The following is a 24922-nucleotide window of genomic DNA, read 5'->3' on the forward strand; positions in this document are numbered from 1 at the left end:
GCTCGCGCAGGAGACCGCGCGGGCGACCGAGGACATCGCGCGGCGCGTCGAGGGCATCCAGGAGGACACGCTCGGCGCCGTGACGGCCATCGACCGCATCTCGCAGGTCATCGCTTCGATCAACGACTTCCAGATGACGATCGCCTCGGCGGTCGAGGAGCAGACCGCGACGACGTCCGAGATCAGTCGCAGCGTCGCCGAGGCCGCGACGGGCTCGGGGGAGATCGCCGCGAACATCGCGGCCGTCGCCGGCGCCGCGCAGCTCACCACGCAGGGCGCCGCGGAGTCGCAGCAGGCGGTGTCCGAGCTCGCGACCATGTCGACCGAGCTCAAGACGCTCGTCGGGCGCTTCACGGCCTGAGGTCCACCGCGCACACCGTCGGGTGCCGGGCGCACGCACCGTCGGGTGACGGGCTGCAGGCGCAGGCACCACGGGACCCCCGGTCGTCGACCGGGGGTCCCGTGCGTGCGGGTGCTGCGGGTGCTGCGGTCAGGTGCGGGTCACCAGGACTCGCCCGCCTCCCGCAGGGCCGGGATGTAGCCGTAGGGGAGGACCCCCGTGAGCTCGGTGTGCGTGCCCTCGACCTCGAGCTGGAGCGTCGGCGCGAGCGTTCCGCCGTAGACGGGGTCCCCGCCGCCGGCGCGCGGGATCGTGTCGATGAAGCTCTCCACGAGGAAGTTCGGCATCACGAAGTGCGAGTAGTTCTGCAGCGGTGCGTCGGCCGGGTTGCCGAGCACGAGCGCGCTCTCGTTGAGCGGGCGGTAGTTGCTGCGCAGGCCGGGGCCGACGAAGCCGTAGAGGCCGTCGGGGCCGGACAGTCCCGGGGCGAACGTGAACTGGTGGCTGATCGTCCACAGGTAGTAGTCGCCGTCGTGCACGACGAGGTGCGGGCGCTCGGTCTGCTGGTTGGTGCACTCGGCGGACAGGACCGGCGGGAGGAGCTCCCACTCGTTCATGTCACGCTCGTAGCCGGTCAGCCTCATCAGCCCGATGTTTCCGGTGTAGAGGTTGGTCCTCGGCGGGATCACGTGCCCGGCGGGCACCCGGCCGATCTCGCGGCGGTCGCACGTGTGGGTGCCTGCGTTGCCCGGGTTGTTGCCCTCGAAGAGGATGTAGACGTTGTGGTCGGTGGGGTCACGGAACACGAACGGGTCGCGGAACGCGTAGATGATCGCGTCGGGGACCGCCTGCGACTGCTCGAGGGTCTGGTAGAGCCGGCCTTCGGCCTCGGCGATGATCTGGTGGTCCTCGAAGCCCGTGAACCACACGCCCTCGTCGTCCGCGTGGATGCGGCCCTGCGTGTGCGCGAGGCGCTGGAGCGCGTCGGTCGGGTCGATCTCGGTGGGGTTGTCGCGGCCTGAGGCCGTGTAGAAGGCGTCGACCGTCCCGTCGTCGTTGACGACGGTCGAGCCTGCCCACTCACGCGAGCCGAACGAGGACCCCTCGGGGAAGACGAGCCCGCCGTAGGTCCAGTTCTGGGCGTCGTCGGAGTAGAAGTACCCGATCCGGGCCTGCCAGTGCCGGTCGCCGAAGAAGATGTCGCGGGGTGCGACGAGCGAGAAGATGACGTTCCACCCGCCGTAGGAGACCGGGTTCATGTCGAGGTCGCTGAGCGGCCAGGTGTCCCAGACCCAGACCTCGTCGGTCATGATCGGGAACTCCTCGGGGATCCGCGGAGTCGTGTTCGACGCGTTGGACTGGATCTTCAGCGCCTGGGCCCGGGTCCAGTTCGCGGTGTAGTTCGCCGTCGGGTCGTACACGGCGTTGATCGTGACGCCCTCGCCGGAGGGTCGTGGCCTCTCGAGCGCACCTGCGGGTAGCTGTGCGGCGACGACGAGTGTGCCTGCGAGCGCCCCGTAGAGGGCGCGCCGGATCGTGCGGTTCATGTGGTCTCCCGTGGGACAGGACCGTGGCGGCGCGCGCAGGAGGGGGCTGGCGCCCGGGTGCGTGTGCGTGCCGTGACGATCGCGCCCGTCGACGACGATGTCGGCGGGCATGATGCGGATTGGTCGGCGCCGGACGTCACGGCGCGGTGGAGGAGTGGTGTCCTCGTCCCCCTGTCAGGCGGTCGCGAACGACCGGATGTGACCCACCTAACACCCGCGTCCGGGGTGCGACAAGGGCGCGGATCGACTCTCACCGCGTTCTCACGCGAAGGTGCGGCGGCCTCCCTGGGGGCGTCCCGGCGCTGACCTGCACGCTCGTCCTGGACCGTCGCCCAGGTGCCTTTTCGGGCACGGCCGGGGGTGGCCGCGACCGCCTACGCGGGGACCGGCTCGAGCTCGACGACGAAGCCGAACGAGCGCCGCTCACCGGGCTCGAGGCGGATCGCCGCGGCCTGGTCGGGCCGGTTGAACGCGTCGGTCATGACCTCGACGGGCTCGACGGCGAGCGACGCGCGCCGGTCACGGCCCAGCGTGTCGCCCGTGAACACGTGCACCAGGCCGCGGTCCTGCCGCAGCACGAGGCGGGTGCCCGCCGGGTCCCGCACGACCGTCGGGAGCGCCGGGTCGAGCCCGCCGAACGCCGCGTCGAGCACGGCGTCGCCGAGCGGGTGCCACGCGGGCGCGTCGACGTCCGCGAACGCGTCGGCGCCCGGGAGCGGGAGGAGCGCGTCGTCGGTGCGCACCCCGACCGACGCGGGGACGTCGAGGTCGAGGTCGTCGACCCGGGCCGTGCCCGGCAGCCGGAAGTACGGGTGCCAGCCGCTCGCGTACGGCGCGGCGACGTCGCCGACGTTGTGCCCCGTGATCTCGACCGCGAGCGTGCGCGGCCCGAGCGTGTACGTGACCTCGACGACCACGGCGAACGGGTAGCCGACGGCAGGGGAGTCCGCGAGCGCCGTGCAGCGCAGTCGCAGCGAGGCACGCTCGTCGCCGGTGTCGACGCCGGTCCGGGCCGCGTCGGTGCGCTCGACGACCTCGAACGGCAGCGTGCGCACGAGCCCGTGGTAGACCGTGCGGTCCGTCGCGCCGGGCGCGAGGTCGTGCTCGGCGCCGTCGAACGAGTAGCGCGCATCGGCGACCCGGTTGCAGAACGGCGCCATGATCCCGTTGCGGACCCCGTTCTGGTCCTCGAGCTCGGCGTCGTCCCGGTACCCGTCGAGCAGGTCCCACGGTGCGCCGCCGTGCGGGACGAGCCACCGCAGCGGCGTCGCGCCGAGCAGGGCCACGTGCAGCTCGGCGTCCCCTGCGCGCAGGACCTCGGTCTGGGTCATCCCCGGCTCCCCGTGTCGACTGTCTCGAGCGTACGGGCCGGGCGCCCGGCGGCGGCGTCGGCGGGTGGGGCGATCTCGCCGGAGCCGCGCTCGACGAGGCGGGTGGGCAGGACGATGCGTTCGGGCGGCAGGTCGGGGTCGGCGAGGCGCGCGAAGACGCGTTCGGCGGCGGCGCGCCCGATGTCGGCCGGGCTCTGGGCGACGACGGTGACGCCCGGTTCGACGAGGTCGGCGAGGGCGAAGTCGTCGAAGCCGACGAGGGCGACGGTGTGCTGGGCGCCCAGCTCGCGCAGCGCGCGGATCGCGCCGATGGTGACGAGGTTCTGGCTCGTGAACAGCGCGGTCGGCGGCTCGGGGGCGCTCAGCAGCTCACGCGTGGCGGTGAGCGCGGCGTCCGCGTCGTGCAGGTCGCCGATCTCGAGCCGCTCGTCGGCCGCGACCCCCGCGGCGTGCAGCGCCCGGCGGTAGCCCTCGTGGCGCTGGCGGGCCGTGGCGATCTGCCCGAGGTCCCCGAGGAAGGCGATCCGGCGGTGGCCGTGCGCCAGCAGGTGGGCGGTCGCGACCTCGGCGCCGGCGACGTTGTCGACCACGACGCTGTCGACGTCGATGCCGACGGGCGGGCGGTCGACCATGACGACGGGCGTGCCGGTCTCGAGCTCGGCGCGCAGGTACGTCTGGTCGCCGGCGGTCGCGGTGATGATGAGCCCGTCGACCCGTCGTGAGGTGAAGGCGGCGACGAGCGCGCGCTCGCGGCGGGGGTCCTCGTCGGTGCTCGCGGAGAAGACCGCGACGCGGCGCTCCTCGGCGACGTCCTCGACGGCCCGGTGGATCGCGGCACAGAACGGGTTGTCGACGCTCGCGAGCAGCAGCCCGAGGCTCATGGACCGCCGGCCCGAGCGGCGCAGGTTGCCCGCGATGAGGTCCGGCTGGAAGCTCAGCGCCTCCGCGGCGCGCTCGACGCGCTCGGCCATTGCTGCGGAGACGCCGGGCTCGCCGTTGACGACGCGCGAGACGGTCTTGATCCCCACGCCCGCGAGCGCGGCGACGTCCTTCATCGTGGCTCGGGGGCGGTGCGCGACCGGACCGCTCGCGCTCCCGGACGTCCGTGTCATGGCACGTGACCCTATCGCCTCGGCCTCGCGCGCCCCGTGGGGCTGCGGCCGACCGGGGGACCTGCGGCTGACCTGGACGGACGCCCCACCCGGGCGGCGGCGGCGGCGCGCGACGAGGCGGCCGACGCACGGGAGGCGGGAGACAACGTTGTCTACTCGTGACCTCCCGAAGGGGCAGAACGCCTTGACTTGCCCGAGAAGCGGCGGGTACAAAGGCCCAGACAACGTTGTCAGCGCCACGGCGCCGACCACACCAGGCGAGCGGGACCCACCCCGTCGCCCCGACCGCACGGCGCCCGGGAGGCCACGATGGACGGCGACGCACGCGTCATCCTCGAGATGCGGCACATCACCAAGGAGTTCCCCGGGGTCCGGGCGCTCGACGACGTGACCATGCAGGTCCGCGTCGGCGACATCCACGCGATCTGCGGGGAGAACGGCGCCGGCAAGTCGACCCTCATGAAGATCCTGTCCGGGGTGTACCCGCACGGGACCTACGGCGGCCAGGTCGTCTTCCAGGGCGAGGAGGTCGCGTTCACGGGCATCAAGTCCTCCGAGCACGCGGGCATCGTGATCATCCACCAGGAGCTCGCGCTCATCCCCGAGCTGTCGATCGTCGAGAACATCTTCCTCGGCAACGAGATCGTCAGCCGCGGGCTCATCGACTGGGACGCCGCGCGGCGCCGCACGCTCGACCTGCTCGCACGGGTGGGCCTCTCGGTCGACCCGAAGACCGCGATCAAGAACCTCGGCGTCGGCCAGCAGCAGCTCGTCGAGATCGCCAAGGCGCTGTCCAAGGACGTCCGGCTGCTGATCCTCGACGAGCCCACCTCGGCGCTCAACGAGGACGACTCGGCGAACCTGCTCGAGCTCATGCGCGGCCTCAAGGCCCGCGGGATCACCTCGATCATGATCTCGCACAAGCTCAACGAGATCGCCGCGGTCGCGGACGCCGTGACCGTGATTCGCGACGGCCGCACGGTCGAGACCTACGAGGTCGAGGCCGGACACGTCGACGAGGACCGCATCATCCGCGCGATGGTCGGGCGGTCGATCGAGAACCGCTACCCCGAGCACACCCCGACGATCGGGGAGACCGTGCTCGAGGTGCGGGGCTGGAACGTCGAGCACCCCGCGGTGCCCGGCCGCCTCATCTGCAAGGACTCGGCCTTCCACGTCCGGGCCGGGGAGATCGTCGGCTTCGCGGGCCTCATGGGCGCGGGCCGCACCGAGCTCGCGCGCTCGATCTTCGGCCGCAGCTACGGCACGTTCCTCTCCGGGCAGCTGCTGCTCCGGGGCCGCGAGGTCCAGGCGCCGACCGTCGCGTCCGCGATCCGGCAGGGCCTGGCCTACGTGCCCGAGGACCGCAAGAACCTCGGGCTCAACCTGCTCGACACCATCAAGCGCACGACGATCTCCGCGAACCTGCGGGCGATCGTCCGGCGCGGGCTGCTCGACTTCGACAAGGAGCGGGCGGTCGCCGAGCGCTACCGCAAGTCCCTGCGGATCAAGACCTCGACGGTCGACGCCGGAGTCACGACCCTGTCCGGGGGCAACCAGCAGAAGGTCGTGCTGGCCAAGTGGATGTTCCCCGACCCCGACGTGCTGATCCTCGACGAGCCGACGCGCGGCATCGACGTCGGCGCCAAGTACGAGATCTACCGGCTGATCCAGTCGCTCGCCGACGAGGGCAAGGCCGTCGTCCTGATCTCCTCCGAGCTGCCCGAGCTCCTCGGGCTCAGCGACCGGATCTACACCATCTGCGAGGGCCGGGTCACGGGCGTGGTGGACGCGCGCGAGGCCGACCAGGAGCAGCTCATGCGGATGATGACCACCACGTCCTCGGCGCCTGCGCGCTGACGGCCCGGACAGACGAGAGAACCTCGATGACGTCACTCAAGCAGGTCCTCGGCGGGGACTACCGCCAGTTCACGATGGTCTTCGCGCTCATCGCGCTGCTCGTCGGCTTCAACATCGCGTCCGACGGGCGCATGCTCACCCCGTCCAACTTCCAGAACCTGCTTTCGGGGAACGCCTACGTGCTCATCCTCGCGATCGGGATGGTCATGGTCATCGTGATCGGCCAGATCGACCTGTCGGTCGGGTCGGTCGCGGGCGTCGTCGGGATGGTCGTCGCCCTCACGTCCCGCGACTGGGGCATCCCGTGGTGGGCCGCGACGCTGCTCGGGCTCGCCTGCGGCGTGCTGATCGGCATGTGGCACGGGTTCTGGCTCGCGAAGATCGGGATCCCGGGGTTCATCACGACCCTCGCCGGGATGATGATCTTCCGCGGCGTCGTGATCTGGATGAGCCAGTCGATCAGTGTCCCCGTGCCCGACGAGCTGCGCGTGCTCGGCTCCGGCTACCTGCCCGAGTGGGGCCCCGCGTTCACGCAGATGAACAACTCGACGCTGCTGCTGGGCCTGCTCGGGATCGCCGCGTTCGCGTGGGGCGAGTTGCGCAAGCACCGCCGGCTCGTCGCCTCGGGCGAGGAGGAGTCGGTCCCGCTGTGGCCCGTGCTCATCCGGGTCGTGCTCGTCGCCGCGGTCATCGGGTACGTCACCTGGCTGTTCGGCAGCGGGCGCCCCGGCACGTCGTTCCCGGTGCCCGGGCTCATCCTCGTGGCGCTCGTGATCGTCTACCACACCATCACGCAGCGGACGACGTTCGGCCGCCACATCTACGCGGTCGGCGGCAACCGCGCGGCGGCGGCCCTCTCCGGGGTCAACACCAAGCGCACGTACTTCCTCGTCATGACGAACATGTCGTTCCTCGCGGCGCTCGCCGGGATCATGTTCGTCGGGCGTGCGACCTCGGCCGGACCCTCCGACGGCACCGCGTGGGAGCTCGACGCGATCGCGGCAGTGTTCATCGGCGGCGCGGCGGTCTCGGGCGGCATCGGCACCGTGCTCGCGTCGATGGTCGGCGGCCTCGTCATGGCCGTCCTCAACAGCGGCCTCATGCTCATGGGCGTCGGGGCCGACCGCACGCAGGTCATCAAGGGCCTCGTGCTCCTCGCCGCCGTCGCGTTCGACGTCTACAACAAGGAGCAGGGCCGCCCGTCCATCACCGGCCTGCTCTTCGGGAAGAAGAACGCGCCCGGGCCGTCGCTGCCGGAGGCGCCGACCGGCCCGGCGGAGCCCGCCGGCGTCGGGCCGGTCATGCCGGACCTCGGCACGGGCGACGCGTCCGCGCCCGCGTCGGGTACGGAGCCCGCCGCACCCGTCCGGACCCGGGGTCCCGCCTGACCTGCCCGCCCGACCTCCGCACCCCGCACGACCACCCCGCACGACCACCCCGCACGACCACCCAGGCCGTACGCACCCCGGCCTGCGGGCCGTCACGCCCGCAGGCATCCCCCAGGCGACGAGCGTCGCCCATGAGAAGGAGCTCTCCGATGAAGAAGACATCCCTGAACCTGGTGGCGCTGGCCACGGCCTCCGTGCTGGTGCTCAGCGCGTGCGGCGGCGGCCGCGAGGGCACGGCCGCCGGCGGCGAGGAGGCCGCGGGCTTCGCCGAGGACGCCGTCATCGGCGTCTCGCTGCCGTGGCTCGGCACCCAGAACTGGAAGGAGGCCGAGACGTTGTTCACCGAGCAGCTGACCCAGGCGGGCTTCGAGCCGCTCGTCCAGGCCGCCGACAACAAGGTCACGCAGCAGCAGCAGCAGATCGAGGCGATGATCGAGCGCGGCGCCGAGGTCATCGTCGTCGGCCCCGTGGACGGCACCCAGCTCGGGAGCGTGCTCGAGCGCGCGGCCGACGCCGGCATCGCGGTGATCGGCTACGACCGCCTCATCGAGAACACCGAGGCCGTCGACGGCGTCGTCCAGTTCGGCAGCATCCGCACCGGCGAGCTCCAGGGCCAGTCCCTGCTCGACGGGCTCGCCGCCCGCGCCGGGGAGCCCCCGTACTCGATCGAGCTGTTCGGCGGCGGCCCGGCCGACCCGAATGCCCCGAACTTCTTCGAGGGCGCGATGTCGGTGCTGCAGCCGAAGATCGACGACGGCACGCTCGTCGTCGGCTCCGGTCAGACCGACTTCACGCAGGCGGCGACGCCCGACTGGGACAACGCCAAGGCGCAGGCCCGCATGGACTCGCTGCTCTCGGGCTTCTACAGCGGCTCCGAGGTCGACGGGGTGCTCTCGCCCAACGACGGCATCGCGCGCGCCATCCTCACGTCCGCGCAGCAGGCGGGCCAGCCCCTGCCGGTCGTGACCGGCCTCGACGCCGAGAACGAGTCGATCGTCTCGATCTGGAAGGACGAGCAGTGGTCGACCGTCGCGAAGCCGACGACCGACCTGGTCGGCAAGACGGTCGAGCTCATCCAGGCGCTCCAGGCCGGCGAGGAGATGCCCGACGCCGACGAGATGGTCGACAACGGCAAGACCGACGTCAACGTCTACCAGCTCGACCCGGTCGTCGTGACGAAGGAGAACGCGCAGGAGGTCTTCGCGGACGACGAGGCGCGCCTCGCGCTGCTGAAGTAACGCGCACCCGGTCGACGAGCCCCGCCCCCACCCGTTGGGGGGCGGGGCTCGTCCGTCACCCGGCGTCCTGGGCCAGCTCGGCGAGGTCCTCCGCCTGGTCGGCGAGGGCCTCGGACCGGACGTCCTCGGGGAGCCGCGGAGCAGCGGGGACCCACGGCTTCAGGGGCTGGACGACGGTGCTGTAGAACGCCTCGACCGCGCTCGTGACGCTCGGGACGAACGCGCCCCGGACGCCGGACCGCTTGGTGCCCATCGGGCTGCTGAGCGTGAGCCGGAACGCCGAGATCTCGGCGCTGCGGTCGGGCAGCAGCACCGAGGCGTCGGCGCGGACGTCCACCAGCCGCTCGCACGCGCTGTCCGACCGGCCCGTGAAGACCGCCTCGACGAGGAGCGCGTCGGGTGCGTCGCGGAGCTGGCGCAGCAGCCAGGCGATGCGCCGCGGCCCGGTCCCCTCCTGGGGAGCCGCGAGCGCGACGGCGACCTTGACCTGGCTCGTCCGAAGGTCGGCCGTCACGGTGAGCGGGCCCGCGGCGAGCGGGACCTTGAGCACCGCCTCGAGCTCGCCGGTGGCCGAGAGCTGCGCGACGATCGCCTGGATCCGTGCCGCCGAGTCGGTGGCGAGGCGCCGGGGGAGCGCGTGCGTGACCGTGACGCCGAGGTCGGAGCTGAGCCGCAGGCAGAGCTGGCGGACGAGCCGGGTCCAGGAGTCGGCGACCGCGGGGACCTTCCGGTCCGTCGGCCGCAGCGTCCCCGCGTGGACCGACTCGCGCACGGGCACCCACGACGGGCCCATGTCGTCGAACGACGCCGCCCCCGAGCGGGGGTGCTCGAGGTAGCGGATCAGCTCGTGGAGCAGCCATGCCTGCAGCTGGTCCGCGACGCCGCGGTGGTGCAGCGTGACCTTCGCCTCGTGCAGCACCTCGGCCCACGACAGGTGCAGCAGGGCCGTCTTCCGGAGCTTGCGCCGGTCCACGGTGACCGGGTGCTCGCCGGCCTGCGGCGCGATCTCGTTCGACAGCGTGATCAGGGCGTCGTAGCCCTCCTGGCGCGCCACGTCGAGGTAGTGCTCGACCTGCTCCCGAGCGAGCTGGCCGCTGCCGGTCTTGACCTCGACGAGACCGGTCCAGAGCCGGGTGCCGCGCGAGACCCTCAGGACCCCGTCCGGGATGACCGTCGTCTCGCCGAGCCGGAACTGCACCTCGAGGTACGCCTCGACCGTCCCGGCGGGCGCGCCGAACCGCGCGGTGAGCGCCCGGGCGAACGCCGGCACGCCCATGACCGTGGCGAGCAGCGCCGACGTCGTGCGCTTCTCCTGCTCGTCGGCGGTGCCCACGCCCGAGATCGAGAACAGCCTCGCCGGCGTCCACGTGTCCTCGACCGCCAGCCGGAGGCGGGGCGGGGTGACGACCGCGACCGACCGCTTGGCCGTGCGCACGCCTGCGGTGCGGCGCCGTGGCGCGTTGCTCGGGGCCGGCGTCGGCACGGCGGTGAGCGAGGCGACGGGTCGCGAGAGCTCGACGACCGCACCGATCTCGGGCGGCTCGGACGCCGACTCGACGACCTCCACGAGCTCGTCGGCGTCGGCCGCGGGCGGGTCGGTGCGCGACGGGTCGACCTCGTCGACGGTCTCGGGTCGGTCGACGGTCCCCGGGGCGGCGTCGTCGCCGGCCGGCACGGCGGGCGTCGTCGGCTCTGCCGGCTGCTCCGCCTCCGCGGGTGGCCGCGTGGCGGCGTCGGCGTGGTCGTCGTCGCTGTCGTCGACCGTCACGCCGAAGTCGCTCGCGATGCCGGCGAGCCCGGTGTCCCAGCCCTGGCCGACGGCACGCACCTTCCACTCCCCGGACCGGCGGTAGACCTCGCCGAACAGGAAGGCGGTCTCGGTCGTCGCGCCGACGATGTCGTAGCGCGCGAGGTGGGCACCCACGGCGTCGAGCACGAGCATCCGCAGCCCGTCGAGCCGGCCGAACGTCCCGTCGGCGAGGCTCGCGACGACCGCGAGGGTGTGCACGTCGTCGGGCACGGTCGCCAGGTCCAGGGCGAGGAGCTCGTGCGCGCCGGCGTCGGTGCTCGAGCGCCCGAGGTGGCGGACGGAGCCGTCGGTCGAGGCAGGCTGGTTGTAGAAGACGAAGTCCTCGTCGGTCCGGACCCGCCCGCCGGCGTCGAGGAGCAGCGCCGCCGCGTCCACGTCGACTGACCCGTCGGGGTCGTCCCACGTGACGACGACCTGGAGCCCCGTCGTGCCGTCCGGCAGCGCGGTGTTGGCGCCCTTGCTGAGAACCACGTCGTCCATGGTCGGCATCCTAGGGACGGCGCGGGGTGGGCCCCGGGTGAACTTCGAGCCGTCCGGGGTGCCCTGATCTGCACCGATACCGCTGCACGCAGGGTGGCCTGGCGTTGACAACGTTGTCCGGCGGGCTGAGAATCGTCCCGGTCTGACAACGTTGTCAGACCGCGCTGCGCCCGCGGGCCTCACCATCCCGCGGCCCGCGCCCCTGTCTCGACGAGGAGATCTCATGGGAAGACGCACGCTCCGCCTGCTCTGCGGGGTCATCGCGCTGACGTCCGCCGTACCGCTCCCGGCGTCCGCCGCCTCCGGCCCGTCCCCAGCCGGCTCGTCGGCGTCGGCCTCCGCCGCCCCGGCCCGGTACGCCGCCGTGACCGACCGGTTCCGCCCGGAGCTGCACTTCGCGCCGCAGCAGAACTGGGTCAACGACCCGAACGGGCCCGTCTGGTACGACGGCGAGTACCACCTGTTCTTCCAGCACAACCCCGAGGGCACGCAGTGGGGCCACATGTCCTGGGGTCACGCCGTGAGCACCGACCTCGTGCACTGGGAGGAGCGCCCCGTCGCGATCCCGTGGTCCGAGCGCGAGCACATCTTCTCGGGCTCGGTCGTCGTCGACAGCCGGGGCACGAGCGGCTGGGGCACGCCCGAGGAGCCCGCGATGGTCGCGCTCTACACGAGCTGGGACCCGGTCACCGGGATCCAGGCGCAGTCCGTCGCGTACAGCACCGACCGCGGCGAGACCTGGACCAAGCACGCCGGGAACCCGGTGCTCGACCTCGGGTCGCGCGAGTTCCGGGACCCCCGCGTCCTGTGGTTCGAGGAGGGCGGGTACTGGGTCATGGCCGTCGCGATGGCGGTCGACCGCGAGATCGCGTTCTACCGGTCCGACGACCTGCTCGCGTGGAGCCACCTGAGCGACTTCGGCCCGGCCAACGCCGTGGGCGGGGTCTGGGAGATGCCCGACCTGTTCGAGCTCCCCGTCGAGGGCCGGCCGGGGGAGTCGCGCTGGGTGCTCGTCGTCAACCTCAACCCCGGGGCCGTCGCGGGCGGGTCGGGAGCGCAGTACTTCCTGGGCGACTTCGACGGCACGCGCTTCACCTCGGAGAGCGTCGTGACCGGCGACGAGGACCCGCCCGGCACGGTGCTCGCCGACTTCGACGGCGGCTACGGGCCGGGCTGGGTCGCGACCGGGACGGCCTTCGGGACCGCGCCGGCGACCGGGACCCTGCCGGGCCAGCAGGCCGTCACCGGCTTCCGGGGGACCGGGCTCGCGAACAGCTTCGTCGACCAGGACCGGGCGCAGGGCACGCTGACCTCGCCGCCGTTCACGCTGACCGAGGACTACGTCAACGTGCTCGTCGGCGGTGGCGACCACCCGCGCCGGCCCGGCACCGGCGACGGCTCCGCGCCCGAGGGGACGGTGCTCGCCGACTTCGAGGGCGACGGCTTCGGCGACTGGACGGTGACCGGTGACGCGTTCGGCACCGGCCCGACCCGCGGCGACGCCCCGTGCCAGGTCGGGGTGACCGGCTACCTCGGCGGGGGGCTCGCCGGCTCGTACCGCAGCGCGACGCCCGACGACTGCTCCGTGCCGCCCGACACCGGCACCGGCACGCTGACCTCGCCCGAGCTCACGATCACCGAGCGCTGGCTCAGCTTCCTCGTCGGTGGCGGTGCGCAGCCCGACACCGCGGTGCGGCTGCTCGTCGACGGGGCCGTCGTCCGCACCGCCTCCGGCTCCGAGAGCGGGACGCTCGACTGGGTCAGCTGGGACCTCGCCGACCTCCAGGGCCGCCGCGCCCGCATCGAGGTGCGCGACGCGGCGACCGGCGGCTGGGGGCACATCATGGCCGACGCGTTCGTCGCGTCCGCCGAGCCGGCCCGGCTGCGGGCTGCCGAGGCGACGGTGAACCTCGTCGTCGACGGCGACGTCGTGCGCACCGCCACCGGGCAGGACAGCGAGGCGCTCGACTGGGTCGCGTGGGACGTGCGCGAGCTCGCCGGACGCCAGGCGCAGCTCCGGGTCGTCGACAGCGTGAGCGGCGGCTGGGGCCACGTGCTCGCCGACCAGCTCACGCTCTCGGACGTGCCGGCCCGCAACCTGCTCGAGCGCTACCGGTGGCTCGACCACGGGACCGACTTCTACGCGGCGCTGACGTTCGAGAACGTGCCCGACGGGCGCCGCATCGCGGTCGCCTGGATGAACAACTGGGAGTACGCGTCCGCGACGCCGACCGGGACGTGGCGCGGGTCGATGACCTTCCCGCGCGAGCTCACGCTGCGCGACGTCGGCGGTGAGCTGCGCCTGACCCAGCAGCCGGTCGAGGAGCTCGCCGCGCAGCCCGCGACCGGCGCGCCGTACCTGCTGCGCGACCGGGTGGTCCCGGAGGGCGTCACGGCGCTGCCCCGGCAGGCGCGCGGCACGGTCCTCGCGATCGACGCGGAGCTCGAGGTCGGCACCGCCGACCGCGTTGGGCTGCACGTGCGCACCGGCACCGGCGAGCGGACCGTCGTCGGGTACGACGTGCACCGGGAGCGGCTGTTCGTCGACCGCACGGCGTCGGGCGACGTCGACTTCCACGAGGCCTTCGCGGGGGTGCACGCGGCGCCGCTGCCGGCCCCCGACCGGCGCGTGCGCATCCGGGTGCTCGTCGACCGGTCGTCGGTCGAGGTCATCGGCGGCGGCGGGGAGATCGCGCTGACCGACCTCGTCTTCCCGGCGCTCACGAGCGACGGCGTCGCGCTCTTCGCCGAGGGCGGCGAGGCGCGGGTGCACAGCCTGACCGTGCGGCCGCTCGGCTGAGCCGCGGCGCGCGCCGTCGCCGGGCCGGGAGGTCCGGCGACGGCGTGGAGCCCGGCCGGGGCCCGCCGTCGAGCGGCGGTCAGGCGCCGGCGCCCGCGGGTGGGGGGATCTCGCCGGAGCCGCGCTCGACGAGGCGGGTGGGCAGGACGATGCGTTCGGGCGGCAGGTCGGGGTCGGCGAGGCGGGCGAAGACGCGTTCGGCGGCGGCGCGGCCGATGTCGGCGGGGTTCTGGGCGACGACGGTGATCCCGGGGTCGACGAGGTCGGCGAGGGCGAAGTCGTCGAAGCCGACGAGGGCGACGGTGTGCTGGGCGCCGAGCTCGCGCAGCGCGCGGATCGCGCCGATCGTGACGAGGTTCTGGCTCGTGAACAGCGCCGTCGGCGGCTCGGGCCCGGTCAGGAGCTCGCGCGTCGCCGCGTGCGCCGCGTCGACGCCCCGCAGCCCGGGGACAACGAGCCGGTCGTCGAGCGGGATGCCCGCGGTCTGCAGCGCCCGCAGGTGGCCCTCGTGCCGCTGCCGGGCCGTCACGATCACGGACAGGTCGCCGAGGTGCGCGATGCGCCGGTGCCCGCGCCGGACGAGGTGCGCGGTCGCGGTCGCGGCGCCCTCGACGTTGTCGACCACGACGACGTCCGCGGCGAGACCGTCGGGTGCGCGGTCGACGAGCACCACCGGCGTCCCGGTCTCGATCGCCGCGTGCAGGTGGCGGTGGTCGCTCGCGGTCGCGGTGAGGATCAGGCCGTCGACGCGGCGCGAGGTGAAGGCGGCGACGAGCGCGCGCTCCCGGCGCGGGTCCTCGTCGGTGCTCGCGGAGAACACGGCGACGCCCCGGCTGCCGGCGACGTCCTCGACCGCGCGGTGGATCGCGGCGCAGAACGGGTTGTCGACGCTCGCCAGGATCAGGCCGACGCTCATCGACCGTCCGCCGGTCCGGCGCAGGTTGCCCGCGACCAGGTCGGGCTGGAACCGCAGAGCCGACGCGGCCCGCGCGACGCGCGTCGCCGTCGCGGGGGAGACGCCGCTCTCGCCGTTGGCCCAGCGCGAGACGGTCTTGATGCCGACCCCGGCGAGCGCGGCGACGTCGCGCATCGTGGCGCGGGTCCGCCGGTGCAGCGTCTCGTCGGGTGGGTCTGACATCGATGTCATGGGCTGAGCGTACCGGCGGGCGGGTCCGCTAGACAACGTTGTCAGGTCAGCGGAGCACGACAGTGCGACAGCGGCGGTCCGGGCTGGGGCTGGGGCCGGGGCGGTAGGGAGCTCCCGGTCGCCGCCGGAGGTCTCGACGTCGTGCCCGACCCCGCTCTGCCGCGTCGGGACGCCGGAGCGCCCGGCACCGGGAGGGGGGATCCCGGTGCCGGGCGCGTCGTGGGCCCGGGGCATGCCCGGGCGGTCCGTCAGGCGGTGCGCCGGCCGAGCAGCCCGGCCACGACCGCCCCGATGCCGAACAGCGCGACCGCGGCGATGCCCCGCCCGAGGTTGCGGGCGCCGGTGCCGTCGACTCCGGCGATCTCGAGGGAGTAGGCCGTCGCCCCGGCGGCGCCCTCCGGCGCTCCGAAGGCCATGCCCTCGGCGGCGGTGCGCTCGGCCCCCGCCTCGATCACGGCGTACTTCACGCCGTAGTCGCCCGCGGTGTCCTTGCCCCGCTCGACGAGCGGCGACGTGCCCTCGGCCGACAGCCGCCGCGCGCCGTCGACCAGCGCGGGAGCGCCGTCCGCCGCGGACACGAGACCGTCCGCCACGAGGGTCGAGCCGTCCGCCGCCCGTCCGATGCCCGCGGCCAGCTCGTCGGCTCCGGACGCGAGGCGCTGGGTGCCGCCGGCCAGCTCGGCCGCACCGGCGGAGAGGCGGTCGGTGCCCTGCGCGAGCGTCGTCGCACCGCCCCGCAGCGTCGAGGCGCCGGTCGCGAGCTCGCCGAGGCCGCCGGCGAGCGTGCGGCCACCGGTGGCCAGCTGCCCCACGCCGGCGCGGGCGGCGCCCACACCGCCGCGCAGCGTGGTCGGGCCGTCGGCCGGGGAGCCGACCGCGCCCTGCACCTTGCCGACGACGCCGGCGGCGACCTGGTCGATGCCGCCGTCCAGCTGGGCCAGGCCGGTCATCACGCTCCTGCCGCCCGCCGGGCACACGGGCAGCGAAGCCGCGTCGAGACCGCACTCGATCTCGACGATCCCGGAGCCGGCGCCCTGCAACCCCGTCAGCACCTTGTCGAGGCCGGCGACGACCGCGGCGTTGGTGGCGCTCGCTCGTGCGAGGCTCGCGCCCCGTGCGTCGACCACCTGCGCCTGGGCCACGAGGTCGTCGGCCTGGCTGGGGTGGTCGGGGCGCACGGCCGCTGCGGCGCTGCGCAGCGCGGCGGCGGCGCCGGTGAGGTCCTCGCCCGTGCCCATCAACGTCGACACGCCGGCGGCGCCAGCCCGGGCGGTGCCGAGTCCCGTGACCGCGCCGCCGAGCCCCGTGCGCACCTGGTCGACCCCGCCGACGAGCGTCTTCGGGGCGCCGACGGCACCCACCGCGGCGCGGATGCTGGCGACCCCGTCGTGCAGCGGCTTCATGCTCTCCGGCAGCACCCCGATCGACCCGGAGAGCTGCGCGAGCCCGGCGTCGACCCGGACGAGCCCCGCGTCGAGCTGCGTGAGCCCGCCGAGCAGCTGGGGCACCGCGGCCCCGGCCGACGCGAGCCCGGCGTCGAGCTGGGCCCCGCCGTCGGCCAGCCGCTCCGCGCCCGTGTCGAGCTGTCGTGCGCCGTCCGCAAGGTCGACCGCGCCGTCGTGCGCCGTGTCCAGGCCCGCCGCGAGCGTGTCCGCGCCCGGCGCGGCCTCGGCCACCAGGCCAGCGGACAGCTCCGCCGCCCCGTCGCGCAGCTGCACCAGGCCGCCGAGCAGCTCCTGCGCGCCGTCGTGCAGGCGCAGCAGGTTCGCGTCGAGCTCGAGAGCCCCCGCGGCGAGGTCCGCGCCGCTCTGGGCGCCGCTCGCGTAGCTCGCCGAGCCGCCCTTGAACGACGCGCTCGTCAGCGGCGAGACGGGGAGCGCGGTGATCGTGGCGGGCGGGACCACGCCGCGCGTGATGCGGGCGGTGTAGCCGAGCTCGAGGCTCGTCGCGCCGATCGGCGGGAAGAGGGTCATCTGGTAGGTCAGCCGCGTGCCGCCACGCCCGTCGCCGGAGATGTTGGCCTCGTCCGACGTCACCGCGGTGAACCCGGACGGGAGCGTCGTGACGAGCTGGCCGACCATCGGCACCACGGTCTCGGCGGTCTCGGAGCCGGTGCCGCCCGTGCCGTCGGCGAACTCCACGGAGTCGTCGCGCGCCGTCAGGTTCGTCACGGTGTACCGGACCTCGAGGAGGCCCGAGCGGCCGAGCACCTCGCGGGGCGCGACGGTCTCGCCGTCCAGCCGGTAGGTCACGTCGACCCCGAGCGGCAGCTCGCCGGCGAAGTCGCTCACGGTGCGCACGCGCTCGGCGCCGTCGACGTCCACGGACGTGCGCAGCGCGCCGTCGTCGACGGCCAGCGCGCCGAAGCCGTCGAGGTTGCGCAGGCCGCGCTCGGACACCGGGTTCTCGATGCGCGCCGACCCGCTGCCCGTGAACGTCAGCTGCTCGTACACGCGCGCCTCGCGCACCATCCCGGAGGCGTCGAGGCGGGCCTGCACGGTCTCGGTGTTGGTGACGACGACGTCGCCGTCGGTCCCCGCCGCGAACGGCGCGGCGGCGAGCGACGGGCTGGCGACCAGGAGGGCCGTCAGCGCGGCGAGGGCGGCGACGGCGCCGCGGCGGGCCGCCGGGCGGCCCACGGAGGCGGGGCGGCCGGCCGCTGCGGGACGGCGGCGGGTCAGGGTGGGGCGCACGTCAGGACTCCTCGGTGAGCTGGAGGGGGCGCAGGCTCGGGCGGGGGTCGGCGGTGTGTCGGTGCCCGCCCTCGTCGTCGGGCGCGGGCGCGGGGGCGGTGCGGTCGGCGTCCCGGGCGAGGGTGGCCCCGAGCAGCGAGGTCGCGACGAAGCCCGCGCCCGCGGCGAGCAGGACGGCGGTCGCGGCGGTCGGTGACGTGGTCACGACGCCCGAGGGGTCCGCCGTGTACGTGGCCTCGAACGCGCCCGCCAGCGACGCCGCGCCGAGCAGGCTCGCCCACAGCGGCAACGCCCCGCGGGTCCCCGCGGCGACCAGCGTGCACGCGAGCACCACGAGCAGCACCGCGACCGCGCGGCCGCTCGGGGCGTCGGGCAGCACGGCGGCGCGCAGCAGGTAGCCGACCCAGGCGGCGGCGAGACCGGCGGCGAACGCGCCGGCGCGCTGCGCGGGGGAGCGGTCCGCCACGAGTCCCAGCGCACCGCCGAGCGCGGTGCCGAGCAGCGCGACGGCCTGCGTCTCGGGGCCCAGCACGCCGCTGAGCAGCACGAGGACGGCGGCGAGCACGGCGAGGACGGACCCGGCGAGCAGGGGACGTGTCATGACCACCTCGGTGTGGTGCGAGCGCCCGGGGGCGCGCGGGGGCGTGCAGGACCGTGCGGCCGGCCGCGGCGAGGAGCCGGTGCGGTCGCGTGTGGGGGTGCGGCGTGCGGTGCGTGGGTGCGCGGTGGTGGGGCGCGAGCGGGGCGTGCAGCCGTCCGGCGGGGCAGCCGGCGTCGTTGCCGGTCCGCCCCACCGGAGCGGAGCGACCACTGTCTAGCAGCGGGACCGATACGACGAACAGTCAGTACTAGGTAGTTGGGCCCCGGAGCGACGACATCGTTATGCCGCCGTGACCTGCGTCACTCGTCGCCCATCCCGGCTAGCGTGCGGGCATGAGTGCTCTCTCGGTCCTGTTCCTCGGCGGCAGCGGCATCATCAGCTCCGCCTCCACGCGCCTCGCCGTCGAGCGCGGCCTCGACCTCACGGTGCTCAACCGCGGTGAGAGCACGACGCGCCCGCTGCCCGACGGCGTCCGCACCCTGCGCGCCGACGTCCGCGACCCGGAGTCCGTGCGCGCGGCCCTCGGTGACCGGGAGTTCGACGCCGTCGTCGACTGGGTCGCATTCACTCCGGAGCACGTCCGCACGGACGTCGAGCTCTTCGCCGGGCGCACCGGGCAGTACGTGTTCATCAGCTCCGCCTCGGCGTACCAGACGCCGCCCGCGCGGCTGCCGGTGACCGAGTCGACCCCGCTGCGCAACCCGCACTGGCAGTACTCGCGCGACAAGATCGCGTGCGAGGACCTGCTCGTGCGCGCGTACCGCGAGGACGGCTTCCCGGCGACGATCGTGCGGCCCTCGCACACGTACGACCGCACGCTCGTGCCGCTCGACGGCGGCTGGACGGCGCTCAAGCGCATGCGCCAGGGGAAGGAGGTCGTGGTGCACGGGGACGGGACGTCGCTGTGGACCCTCACGCACCACACCGACTTCGCGCAGGGGTTCGTGCCGCTGCTCGGCCACCCGCGCACGCTCGGCGAGGCGTTCCACCTCACGTCCGACGACGTCCTCACATGGGACCAGATCACGCACGCGCTCGCCGCCGCGGCCGGCGTCGAGGCCCGCATCGTGCACGTGCCCTCGGACGTCATCGCGTCGCACGACCCCGAGTGGGGCGCCGGGCTGCTCGGCGACAAGGCGCACTCGATGGTCTTCGACAACACCAAGGTGCGCAGCGTCGTCCCCGGCTACCGCGCGACCGTGCCTTTCGAGCGGGGCGCTCGCGAGATCGTCGACTGGTTCGATGCCGACCCGGCCCGCAAGGTCGTGGACGCACGCCTCGACGCGCTCATGGACCGGCTCGTCGAGACGTACCGCGTGCACTGAGGGCGCGTCCGCCCCGGAACGACGAGAGCGCCCGACCCCCTGGAGGGGTGGGCGCTCTCGCGTCGTGCGGAGGCTGAGGTCAGCCGACCCGGATGAAGACCGGGCTCGACTGCCAGATCGAGCGCAGCTGGATCGTCTTGCCCGGGCGGGGCGCGTCGAGCTGCATGCCGTCGCCCGCGTAGATCGAGATGTGACCGGGCGACCAGATGAGGTCACCGGGCTGGGCGTCCGCACGCGAGACGACCGTGCCGGCGTAGCGCTGCTCGGCCGACGTGCGGGGCAGCGTGATGCCGACCTGCGCGAACACGTAGGACGTGTAGCCCGAGCAGTCGAAGCCGTCGGGCGTCGTGCCACCCGAGACGTACGGGACACCGATGTACCGGGCCGCGATCTCGACGATCGCGTTGCCGACGGCCGAGGCGGGGACCTGCGTGGCGGCGGCCTCCTCAGCGGGGGCCTCCTCCTCGACCACGGCGGCACGCGCGGTGCTGCGCGAGGTGCTCGCGGCGCGGGTCTCCACGACGGGCTCCGGCTCGGGCTCCGGCGGCGGGGGCGGCGGCGTGACGGCGGTGAGCGTCGGGGCGTCGAAGCCCCACACCGCGTCGGGCGCGGCCGCGACGACCGGGGAGGTCTCGAGGAGCGCGCGGGCCGAGGCCGTCAGGACGGTGCTGTCGACCGCGGCCAGGGAGGCGCCACCGGCGCTGCTGCCCTCGGCGGAGGCGGGGACTGCGACCATGCCGATCATGAGGCCGGATCCGGCCGCGACGACCGCCGAGCGGCGACCCGCCGTGGCGATGCCGGCGCTAGTGGCCGTGGCGAGGTCGGTGAGGGGAGTCGTCGGCCGTCCGGGTGACCGGCGACGTCCGTGAGACGTGCTCGAGGGCATGCAGAACCTCTCCAGACGCCTACGAGGTGAGCTGTCGGGTTCGGGCTGGAGAACGCCCGGCCGGTCAGGTTCGACCGGCTTCACCCCAAGGACACCGCACGGATGCCCACAAGTGGGTCCCCCGCTCCTGCCAGCGAGACTCGAACTGACCGCGGGTGGTGGCAGGACTCGGCGATCCACCTCAGGCCGCCCCAGGAGGGTGGGGCGCGACGATGTTAGGCACGGCGGTCGCGATATGTCACGGCAAGGTCACGGGTGAACACGTGTCCAGGTCGCACGATCACCCGATGGGATGACGTGGGTCACCCCGAGATCGGGACCAGCACGCGTAAAACCGGCGCGATCGCCTGATCGGGCCCGCGTCGACTGTGACGAGCGCCTCACTCGTCCGACCCGGGCGTACGCTCGCCCTGCGGAGCCGTTGCGGCTCCCACGAGGGAGCACACCGTGAGTCCGCTGAGCCTGGGCATCGTCTCGACGTCACGCAAGGAGGACGAGCGACGGCTCGCGGTCCACCCCGCGCACCTCGACCGCATCGACCCCGGGCTGCGGGCGCGGATCACGCTCGAGGAGGGGTACGGCGAGAGCCTCGGGGTGCCCGACGCGGAGCTCGCGCTGCTCGTCGGCCGGCTCGCGCCGCGCGCACAGGTCCTCGCCGGGTCCGACGTCGTGCTCCTGCCCAAGCCGCAGGTCGAGGACCTCGAGGCGATGCACGCCGGCCAGGTCCTGTGGGGCTGGCCGCACTGCGTCCAGGACGCTGCGCTCACGCAGGTCGCGATCGACCACGGCCTGACGCTGATCGCGTTCGAGGCCATGAACCACTGGGCCGCGGACGGCGGGTTCGGCCTGCACGTGTTCCACAAGAACAACGAGCTCGCCGGGTACTGCTCGGTCCTGCACGCGCTCCAGCTCGCGGGCGTGACGGGGGACTACGGCCGGCGGCTCTCCGCCGTCGTGCTCGGCTTCGGCGCGACGGCGCGCGGAGCGGTGACCGCGCTGCTCGCGCACGGGGTGCACGACGTCGACGTCGTCACGCACCGGGGCGTCGCCGCTGTCGGCGCCCCGATCCACCAGGCGCGGATCGTGCACCTCGAGCCGGACGGCCACGTGGACACCGGGGACGGGGCGGTGCCGGTCGCGGAGTTCCTCGCCCGGCACGACGTCGTCGTGAACTGCACGCTGCAGGACCCGCAGCGCCCCGTGCTGTACCTGCGCACCGAGGACCTCGCGGCGTTCCGGCGCGGCAGCCTCGTCGTGGACGTCTCGTGCGACGCCGGGATGGGCTTCGAGTGGGCGCGGCCGACGTCGTTCCGCGAGCCGGTCCTCGAGGTCGGCGACCACCTCTCCTACTACGCCGTCGACCACAGCCCGTCGTACCTGTGGAGCTCCGCGTCGTGGGAGATCAGCGAGGCGCTGCTCCCGTTCGTCGAGGGCGTCATGGCGGGGCCGGACGGCTGGTCGCGCGACGACACGCTGCGGCGCGCGATCGAGGTGCGCGACGGCCGGGTCCTGAACCCGGCGGTCCTCGCGTTCCAGGGCCGGGCCGCCGAGCACCCGCACGAGCGGGTCGCTGCGGGACGGGTGCCTGCGGCGCTCTGAGCGTCTGGGACGGCGTCCGCGCGCTCCGGACGGGTCGGGTCGACGGCCGGGCTGCCGCACGCCCGTGGCCGGCGCGCGCCGCCGGTGCCCAGGCGCGTGCGCGGTGCATCACGGGCGCGCGTGCGGGCTCCTCCTCACCAGAGCGCTCGGCGTGCCGGGGCGCGCGACCGGCGTGGCGCCCGGGGCGTGTCGGAGGTCGGGGAGACGCTGGGACGCACGAGGAGGTGGTGGGACATGGCAGGAGCCGACGACGACGCCCGGACGGACGACGTCACCCGTGAGGTCCGTGCCGCGTACGCCGGGGCGACATGGTTCGAGCTCGCGCGCGCGACGTCCGAGGCGCACCACGCGCTCGAGCGCGCGGGCGCCCGCGAGCCGGGGGCCGACGTGCGCCGCGCACGCTACGCCGCGCTGCGCGCGATGCTCGACGAGGCGACGGAGAACGTGAGCACGCACTGCCTGCACGCCCGGCTCTGAGCCGCCTTCGACGTAGCCTGACCCCGCGCGCGACGAGGCCCGGAGGTCCGCCTCGGCGGGCGCGGCGACGACGACTCGACGGGGAGTGCACGGATGACGCAGCTCGACGGCTGGATCGCGGGGATGACGTGGGGCTGGGGCGGCCGGCGCGGGGAGTGGACGGGCCCTGACGCGGAGCGCTCGATGTCGCTCATGGTCGAGCGGCTCGGCGTGACCTGGACGGCCATCACGTTCTTCACGCTGCAGGACACCCCGCAGTCGACCGAGATCCGGTTCCGCGACGAGCCGACCGTGAGCGACGACGAGGTGCGCGCGGCGATCCGCGGGGCGCACGAGCGCGGGCTGAAGGTCGTGCTCAAGCCGGTCGTGAACTGCGCGGACGGGACGTGGCGCGCCCACATCAACTTCTTCGACCACGACGTGCCGTGCGAGCCGAAGTGGAGCGAGTGGTTCGCGAGCTACACCGAGTTCCTCGTGCATCACGCCCGCATCGCCGAGGAGGAGGGTGCGGAGATGCTCTGCATCGGCTGCGAGATGGTGCAGACGGACCGGCGCGAGGGCGAGTGGCGCGAGCTCGTCCGACAGGTGCGCGCCGTGTACTCCGGGCTCGTCACGTACAACTGCGACAAGTACCAGGAGGACCGCGTCACGTGGTGGGACGCGGTCGACGTGATCTCGTCGAGCGGCTACTACCCGGTGGACGACTGGGAGAACCAGCTCGACCGGATCGAGCCCGTCGTCCGCGCGCACGGCAAGCCGTTCTTCTTCATGGAGGCGGGCTGCCCGAGCCGCACGGGCTCCCCGGCGCTCCCGAACGACTGGGCGCTGCCGGGCGAGCCGAGCGAGGACGCGCAGCGGGCGTGGTACGAGGCGGCGTTCGCCGCGACCGGGCCGCGCGACTGGGTCGAGGGCTTCATGCTCTGGGACTGGCCGGTCCGGCTGTACGACGAGGCGGACGCAGCGCGCAACGACGACTACTGCATGTTCGGCAAGCAGGCCGAGCGCACGGTGCGCGAGCACTATGCGTCGAAGGTACGACCCGCCTGAGCCTGCGCGACGACCTCGGCCGCCCGCTCGACGTCGGCCTCGGTGCACCACACGTGGAAGGCCAGCCGCACGCCGCCCGCGCGGCCGGCCGCCCGCACCCCGTGCTCGGCGAGCCGGGTGCGCAGCGTCCCCGTCGCGTCGGGCAGCGCGACGATCGCGCTCCCGGTGGGCTCGAGCCCGAGCCGTGCGCGCAGGGCGTCCGCGAGGCCGGCGTCGTGCGCGCGCACGTCGCGGGGGTCGACACCGGCGAGCAGCTCGAGCGCGGGCGCCAGCCCCACCCAGCACAGCCACGCGGGGGAGACGTCGAAGCGCCGGGCGTCGTGCGCGAGCGTCATCTCGGGCCCGTACACCGAGGACCACACGTCGGCGCCCGCGTACCAGCCGGCGTGGACCGGGCGAAGGGTGGCGGCGACCTCGGGGCGGACCGTCAGGAACGCGGCACCGCGCGGGCCGCACAGCCACTTGTAGGCCGAGCACACGGTCACGTCGAAGCGTGCGGCGTCGACCGGGAACCACCCGGCGGCCTGCGTCGTGTCGCACAGCGTGCGCGCACCGACGGCGGCCGCCGCGGCGCGCACCCCGTCGGCGTCGGCGACCCGGCCGTCGCGCGACTGCACGAGCGAGAACGCCACGAGGTCGGTCCCGGGGCGCACCTCCTCGGCGAGCCGGTCGAGCGGCACGTGCCGCACCCGGACGCCGCGGTCGGCGTGCGCGAGGAACGGGAAGACGAGCGACGTGAAGTCCCCGTCGACGACGACGACCTCCGCGCCGTCGGGGAGCGCGGCGGCGACGACCCCGACGAGCGAGGACGTCTGCGAGCCGACCGCGACGTGCTCGACCGGGACGCCCACCAGCCGTGCGTACGCCGCTCGCGACCGGCGCACGGCCGCGTCGTAACCCGCCGCGTCGGCGCGACCGGACTGCCACGCGTCCAGGGCGTCGCGGAGCGCGTCGGCCGTCGCGCGGGGCGGCAGGCCGAGGGTCGCGGCGTCGAGGTAGCCGGTGACGGGCGCGAACGCGTCGCGCAGGTCGGCCAGGGCGGTCGTGGTGAGCGGCATGGTCCGATCGTCGTCCCGCTGCGGTCCATCACACAACGGCAGGATGGTGAGGCGTCCCATCATGCGGCGTGATGGGTCGGTAGCGTGTCGCCATGAGCGAGCAGCGTCCGTGAGCGAGCACCGTCACGCCGTCCGGCCGGGCGGGTCGCCCGCCGCCCGCCCCGCTCGGGTGCGGACCCCCGG

General features: G+C 74.2%; 17 protein-coding genes, 1 pseudogene and 1 riboswitch. Of the genes and pseudogenes, 9 read left to right on the forward strand and 9 right to left on the reverse strand.

Annotated elements, in window-relative coordinates; translation table 11 throughout:
- Positions 1 to 361 (forward strand): annotated as a pseudogene (locus CCE01nite_RS19025) (methyl-accepting chemotaxis protein); the annotation flags it as partial.
- A 140-nt stretch (positions 362 to 501) separates the two neighbouring features.
- Here CCE01nite_RS19025 and CCE01nite_RS19030 read toward each other — a convergent pair.
- The 3 genes from CCE01nite_RS19030 to CCE01nite_RS19040 form a co-directional block, all read right to left on the reverse strand.
- Complete coding sequence (locus CCE01nite_RS19030; RefSeq protein ID WP_084142584.1) at positions 502 to 1887, reverse strand: glycoside hydrolase family 68 protein; 1386 nt, start codon at positions 1885 to 1887, stop codon at positions 502 to 504.
- A 374-nt stretch (positions 1888 to 2261) separates the two neighbouring features.
- On the reverse strand, positions 2262 to 3218 hold the full coding sequence (locus CCE01nite_RS19035) for an aldose 1-epimerase (RefSeq protein ID WP_052103891.1): 957 nt from the start codon (positions 3216 to 3218) through the stop codon (positions 2262 to 2264).
- Complete coding sequence (locus tag CCE01nite_RS19040; protein WP_246056744.1) at positions 3215 to 4330, reverse strand: LacI family DNA-binding transcriptional regulator; 1116 nt, start codon at positions 4328 to 4330, stop codon at positions 3215 to 3217. The genes CCE01nite_RS19035 and CCE01nite_RS19040 overlap by 4 nt, the downstream gene beginning before the upstream one ends.
- Before the next feature lie 309 nt (positions 4331 to 4639).
- Here CCE01nite_RS19040 and mmsA point away from each other — a divergent pair, with 309 nt between their 5' ends.
- The 3 genes from mmsA (at position 4640) to CCE01nite_RS19055 (ending at position 8816) form a co-directional block, all read left to right on the forward strand.
- Positions 4640 to 6190, forward strand: coding sequence for a multiple monosaccharide ABC transporter ATP-binding protein (mmsA, locus tag CCE01nite_RS19045; RefSeq protein ID WP_034628043.1), 1551 nt, complete (start codon positions 4640 to 4642; stop codon positions 6188 to 6190).
- Positions 6191 to 6216: 26 nt separating this feature from the next.
- Positions 6217 to 7578 (forward strand): sugar ABC transporter permease, encoded by a 1362-nt coding sequence (locus CCE01nite_RS19050; protein WP_084142583.1) that lies wholly within the window; start codon positions 6217 to 6219, stop codon positions 7576 to 7578.
- A gap of 149 nt (positions 7579 to 7727) precedes the next feature.
- Positions 7728 to 8816: a substrate-binding domain-containing protein gene (locus CCE01nite_RS19055; RefSeq protein WP_034628041.1), complete on the forward strand. Its 1089-nt coding sequence runs from the start codon at positions 7728 to 7730 to the stop codon at positions 8814 to 8816.
- Positions 8817 to 8871: 55 nt separating this feature from the next.
- Here CCE01nite_RS19055 and CCE01nite_RS19060 read toward each other — a convergent pair whose 3' ends face one another.
- Positions 8872 to 11106, reverse strand: coding sequence for a TerD family protein (locus CCE01nite_RS19060; RefSeq protein ID WP_034628063.1), 2235 nt, complete (start codon positions 11104 to 11106; stop codon positions 8872 to 8874).
- Positions 11107 to 11329: 223 nt separating this feature from the next.
- On the opposite strand from CCE01nite_RS19060, the gene CCE01nite_RS19065 reads away from it, so the two are divergent.
- Complete coding sequence (locus tag CCE01nite_RS19065; protein ID WP_052103889.1) at positions 11330 to 13906, forward strand: glycoside hydrolase family 32 protein; 2577 nt, start codon at positions 11330 to 11332, stop codon at positions 13904 to 13906.
- 79 nt (positions 13907 to 13985) lie between these two features.
- Here CCE01nite_RS19065 and CCE01nite_RS19070 read toward each other — a convergent pair whose 3' ends face one another.
- The 3 genes from CCE01nite_RS19070 to CCE01nite_RS19080 all read right to left on the reverse strand — a co-directional run bounded on the left by CCE01nite_RS19070 (position 13986) and on the right by CCE01nite_RS19080 (position 18347).
- A complete protein-coding gene (locus CCE01nite_RS19070; RefSeq protein ID WP_246056746.1) occupies positions 13986 to 15053 on the reverse strand; it encodes a LacI family DNA-binding transcriptional regulator in 1068 nt (355 codons plus the stop codon).
- A gap of 248 nt (positions 15054 to 15301) precedes the next feature.
- Positions 15302 to 17746 carry a hypothetical protein gene (locus tag CCE01nite_RS19075; protein ID WP_246056748.1) on the reverse strand — a complete coding sequence of 815 codons (2445 nt, stop codon included), beginning with the start codon at positions 17744 to 17746 and terminating at the stop codon, positions 15302 to 15304.
- A 1-nt stretch (position 17747) separates the two neighbouring features.
- Entirely contained in the window at positions 17748 to 18347 is a 600-nt protein-coding gene (locus tag CCE01nite_RS19080) for a hypothetical protein (protein WP_174774717.1), read from the reverse strand.
- A gap of 332 nt (positions 18348 to 18679) precedes the next feature.
- Here CCE01nite_RS19080 and CCE01nite_RS19085 point away from each other — a divergent pair, with 332 nt between their 5' ends.
- Complete coding sequence (locus tag CCE01nite_RS19085; RefSeq protein ID WP_141372842.1) at positions 18680 to 19672, forward strand: NAD-dependent epimerase/dehydratase family protein; 993 nt, start codon at positions 18680 to 18682, stop codon at positions 19670 to 19672.
- A gap of 79 nt (positions 19673 to 19751) precedes the next feature.
- Here the strand turns inward: CCE01nite_RS19085 and CCE01nite_RS19090 are convergent, their stop codons facing one another.
- A complete protein-coding gene (locus CCE01nite_RS19090; RefSeq protein ID WP_307722756.1) occupies positions 19752 to 20408 on the reverse strand; it encodes a C40 family peptidase in 657 nt (218 codons plus the stop codon).
- 152 nt (positions 20409 to 20560) lie between these two features.
- Positions 20561 to 20742: riboswitch (cyclic di-AMP (ydaO/yuaA leader) on the reverse strand.
- A gap of 263 nt (positions 20743 to 21005) precedes the next feature.
- Between CCE01nite_RS19090 and CCE01nite_RS19095 the strand changes: the two genes are divergently transcribed.
- The 3 genes from CCE01nite_RS19095 to CCE01nite_RS19105 all read left to right on the forward strand — a co-directional run bounded on the left by CCE01nite_RS19095 (position 21006) and on the right by CCE01nite_RS19105 (position 23681).
- Positions 21006 to 22157 carry a N(5)-(carboxyethyl)ornithine synthase gene (locus tag CCE01nite_RS19095; RefSeq protein ID WP_141372844.1) on the forward strand — a complete coding sequence of 384 codons (1152 nt, stop codon included), beginning with the start codon at positions 21006 to 21008 and terminating at the stop codon, positions 22155 to 22157.
- A 234-nt stretch (positions 22158 to 22391) separates the two neighbouring features.
- Complete coding sequence (locus CCE01nite_RS19100) at positions 22392 to 22634, forward strand: hypothetical protein (RefSeq protein WP_141372845.1); 243 nt, start codon at positions 22392 to 22394, stop codon at positions 22632 to 22634.
- 93 nt (positions 22635 to 22727) lie between these two features.
- Positions 22728 to 23681 carry a glycoside hydrolase family 113 gene (locus tag CCE01nite_RS19105; protein ID WP_141372846.1) on the forward strand — a complete coding sequence of 318 codons (954 nt, stop codon included), beginning with the start codon at positions 22728 to 22730 and terminating at the stop codon, positions 23679 to 23681.
- Here the strand turns inward: CCE01nite_RS19105 and CCE01nite_RS19110 are convergent.
- On the reverse strand, positions 23654 to 24739 hold the full coding sequence (locus CCE01nite_RS19110) for an aminotransferase class V-fold PLP-dependent enzyme (protein WP_141372847.1): 1086 nt from the start codon (positions 24737 to 24739) through the stop codon (positions 23654 to 23656). The two genes, CCE01nite_RS19105 and CCE01nite_RS19110, sit on opposite strands and share 28 nt — an antisense overlap.
- Positions 24740 to 24922: the final 183 nt, after the last annotated feature.

This window comes from Cellulomonas cellasea, from assembly GCF_006538745.1.
GTDB classification, from domain to species: Bacteria; Actinomycetota; Actinomycetes; order Actinomycetales; family Cellulomonadaceae; genus Cellulomonas_A; species Cellulomonas_A cellasea.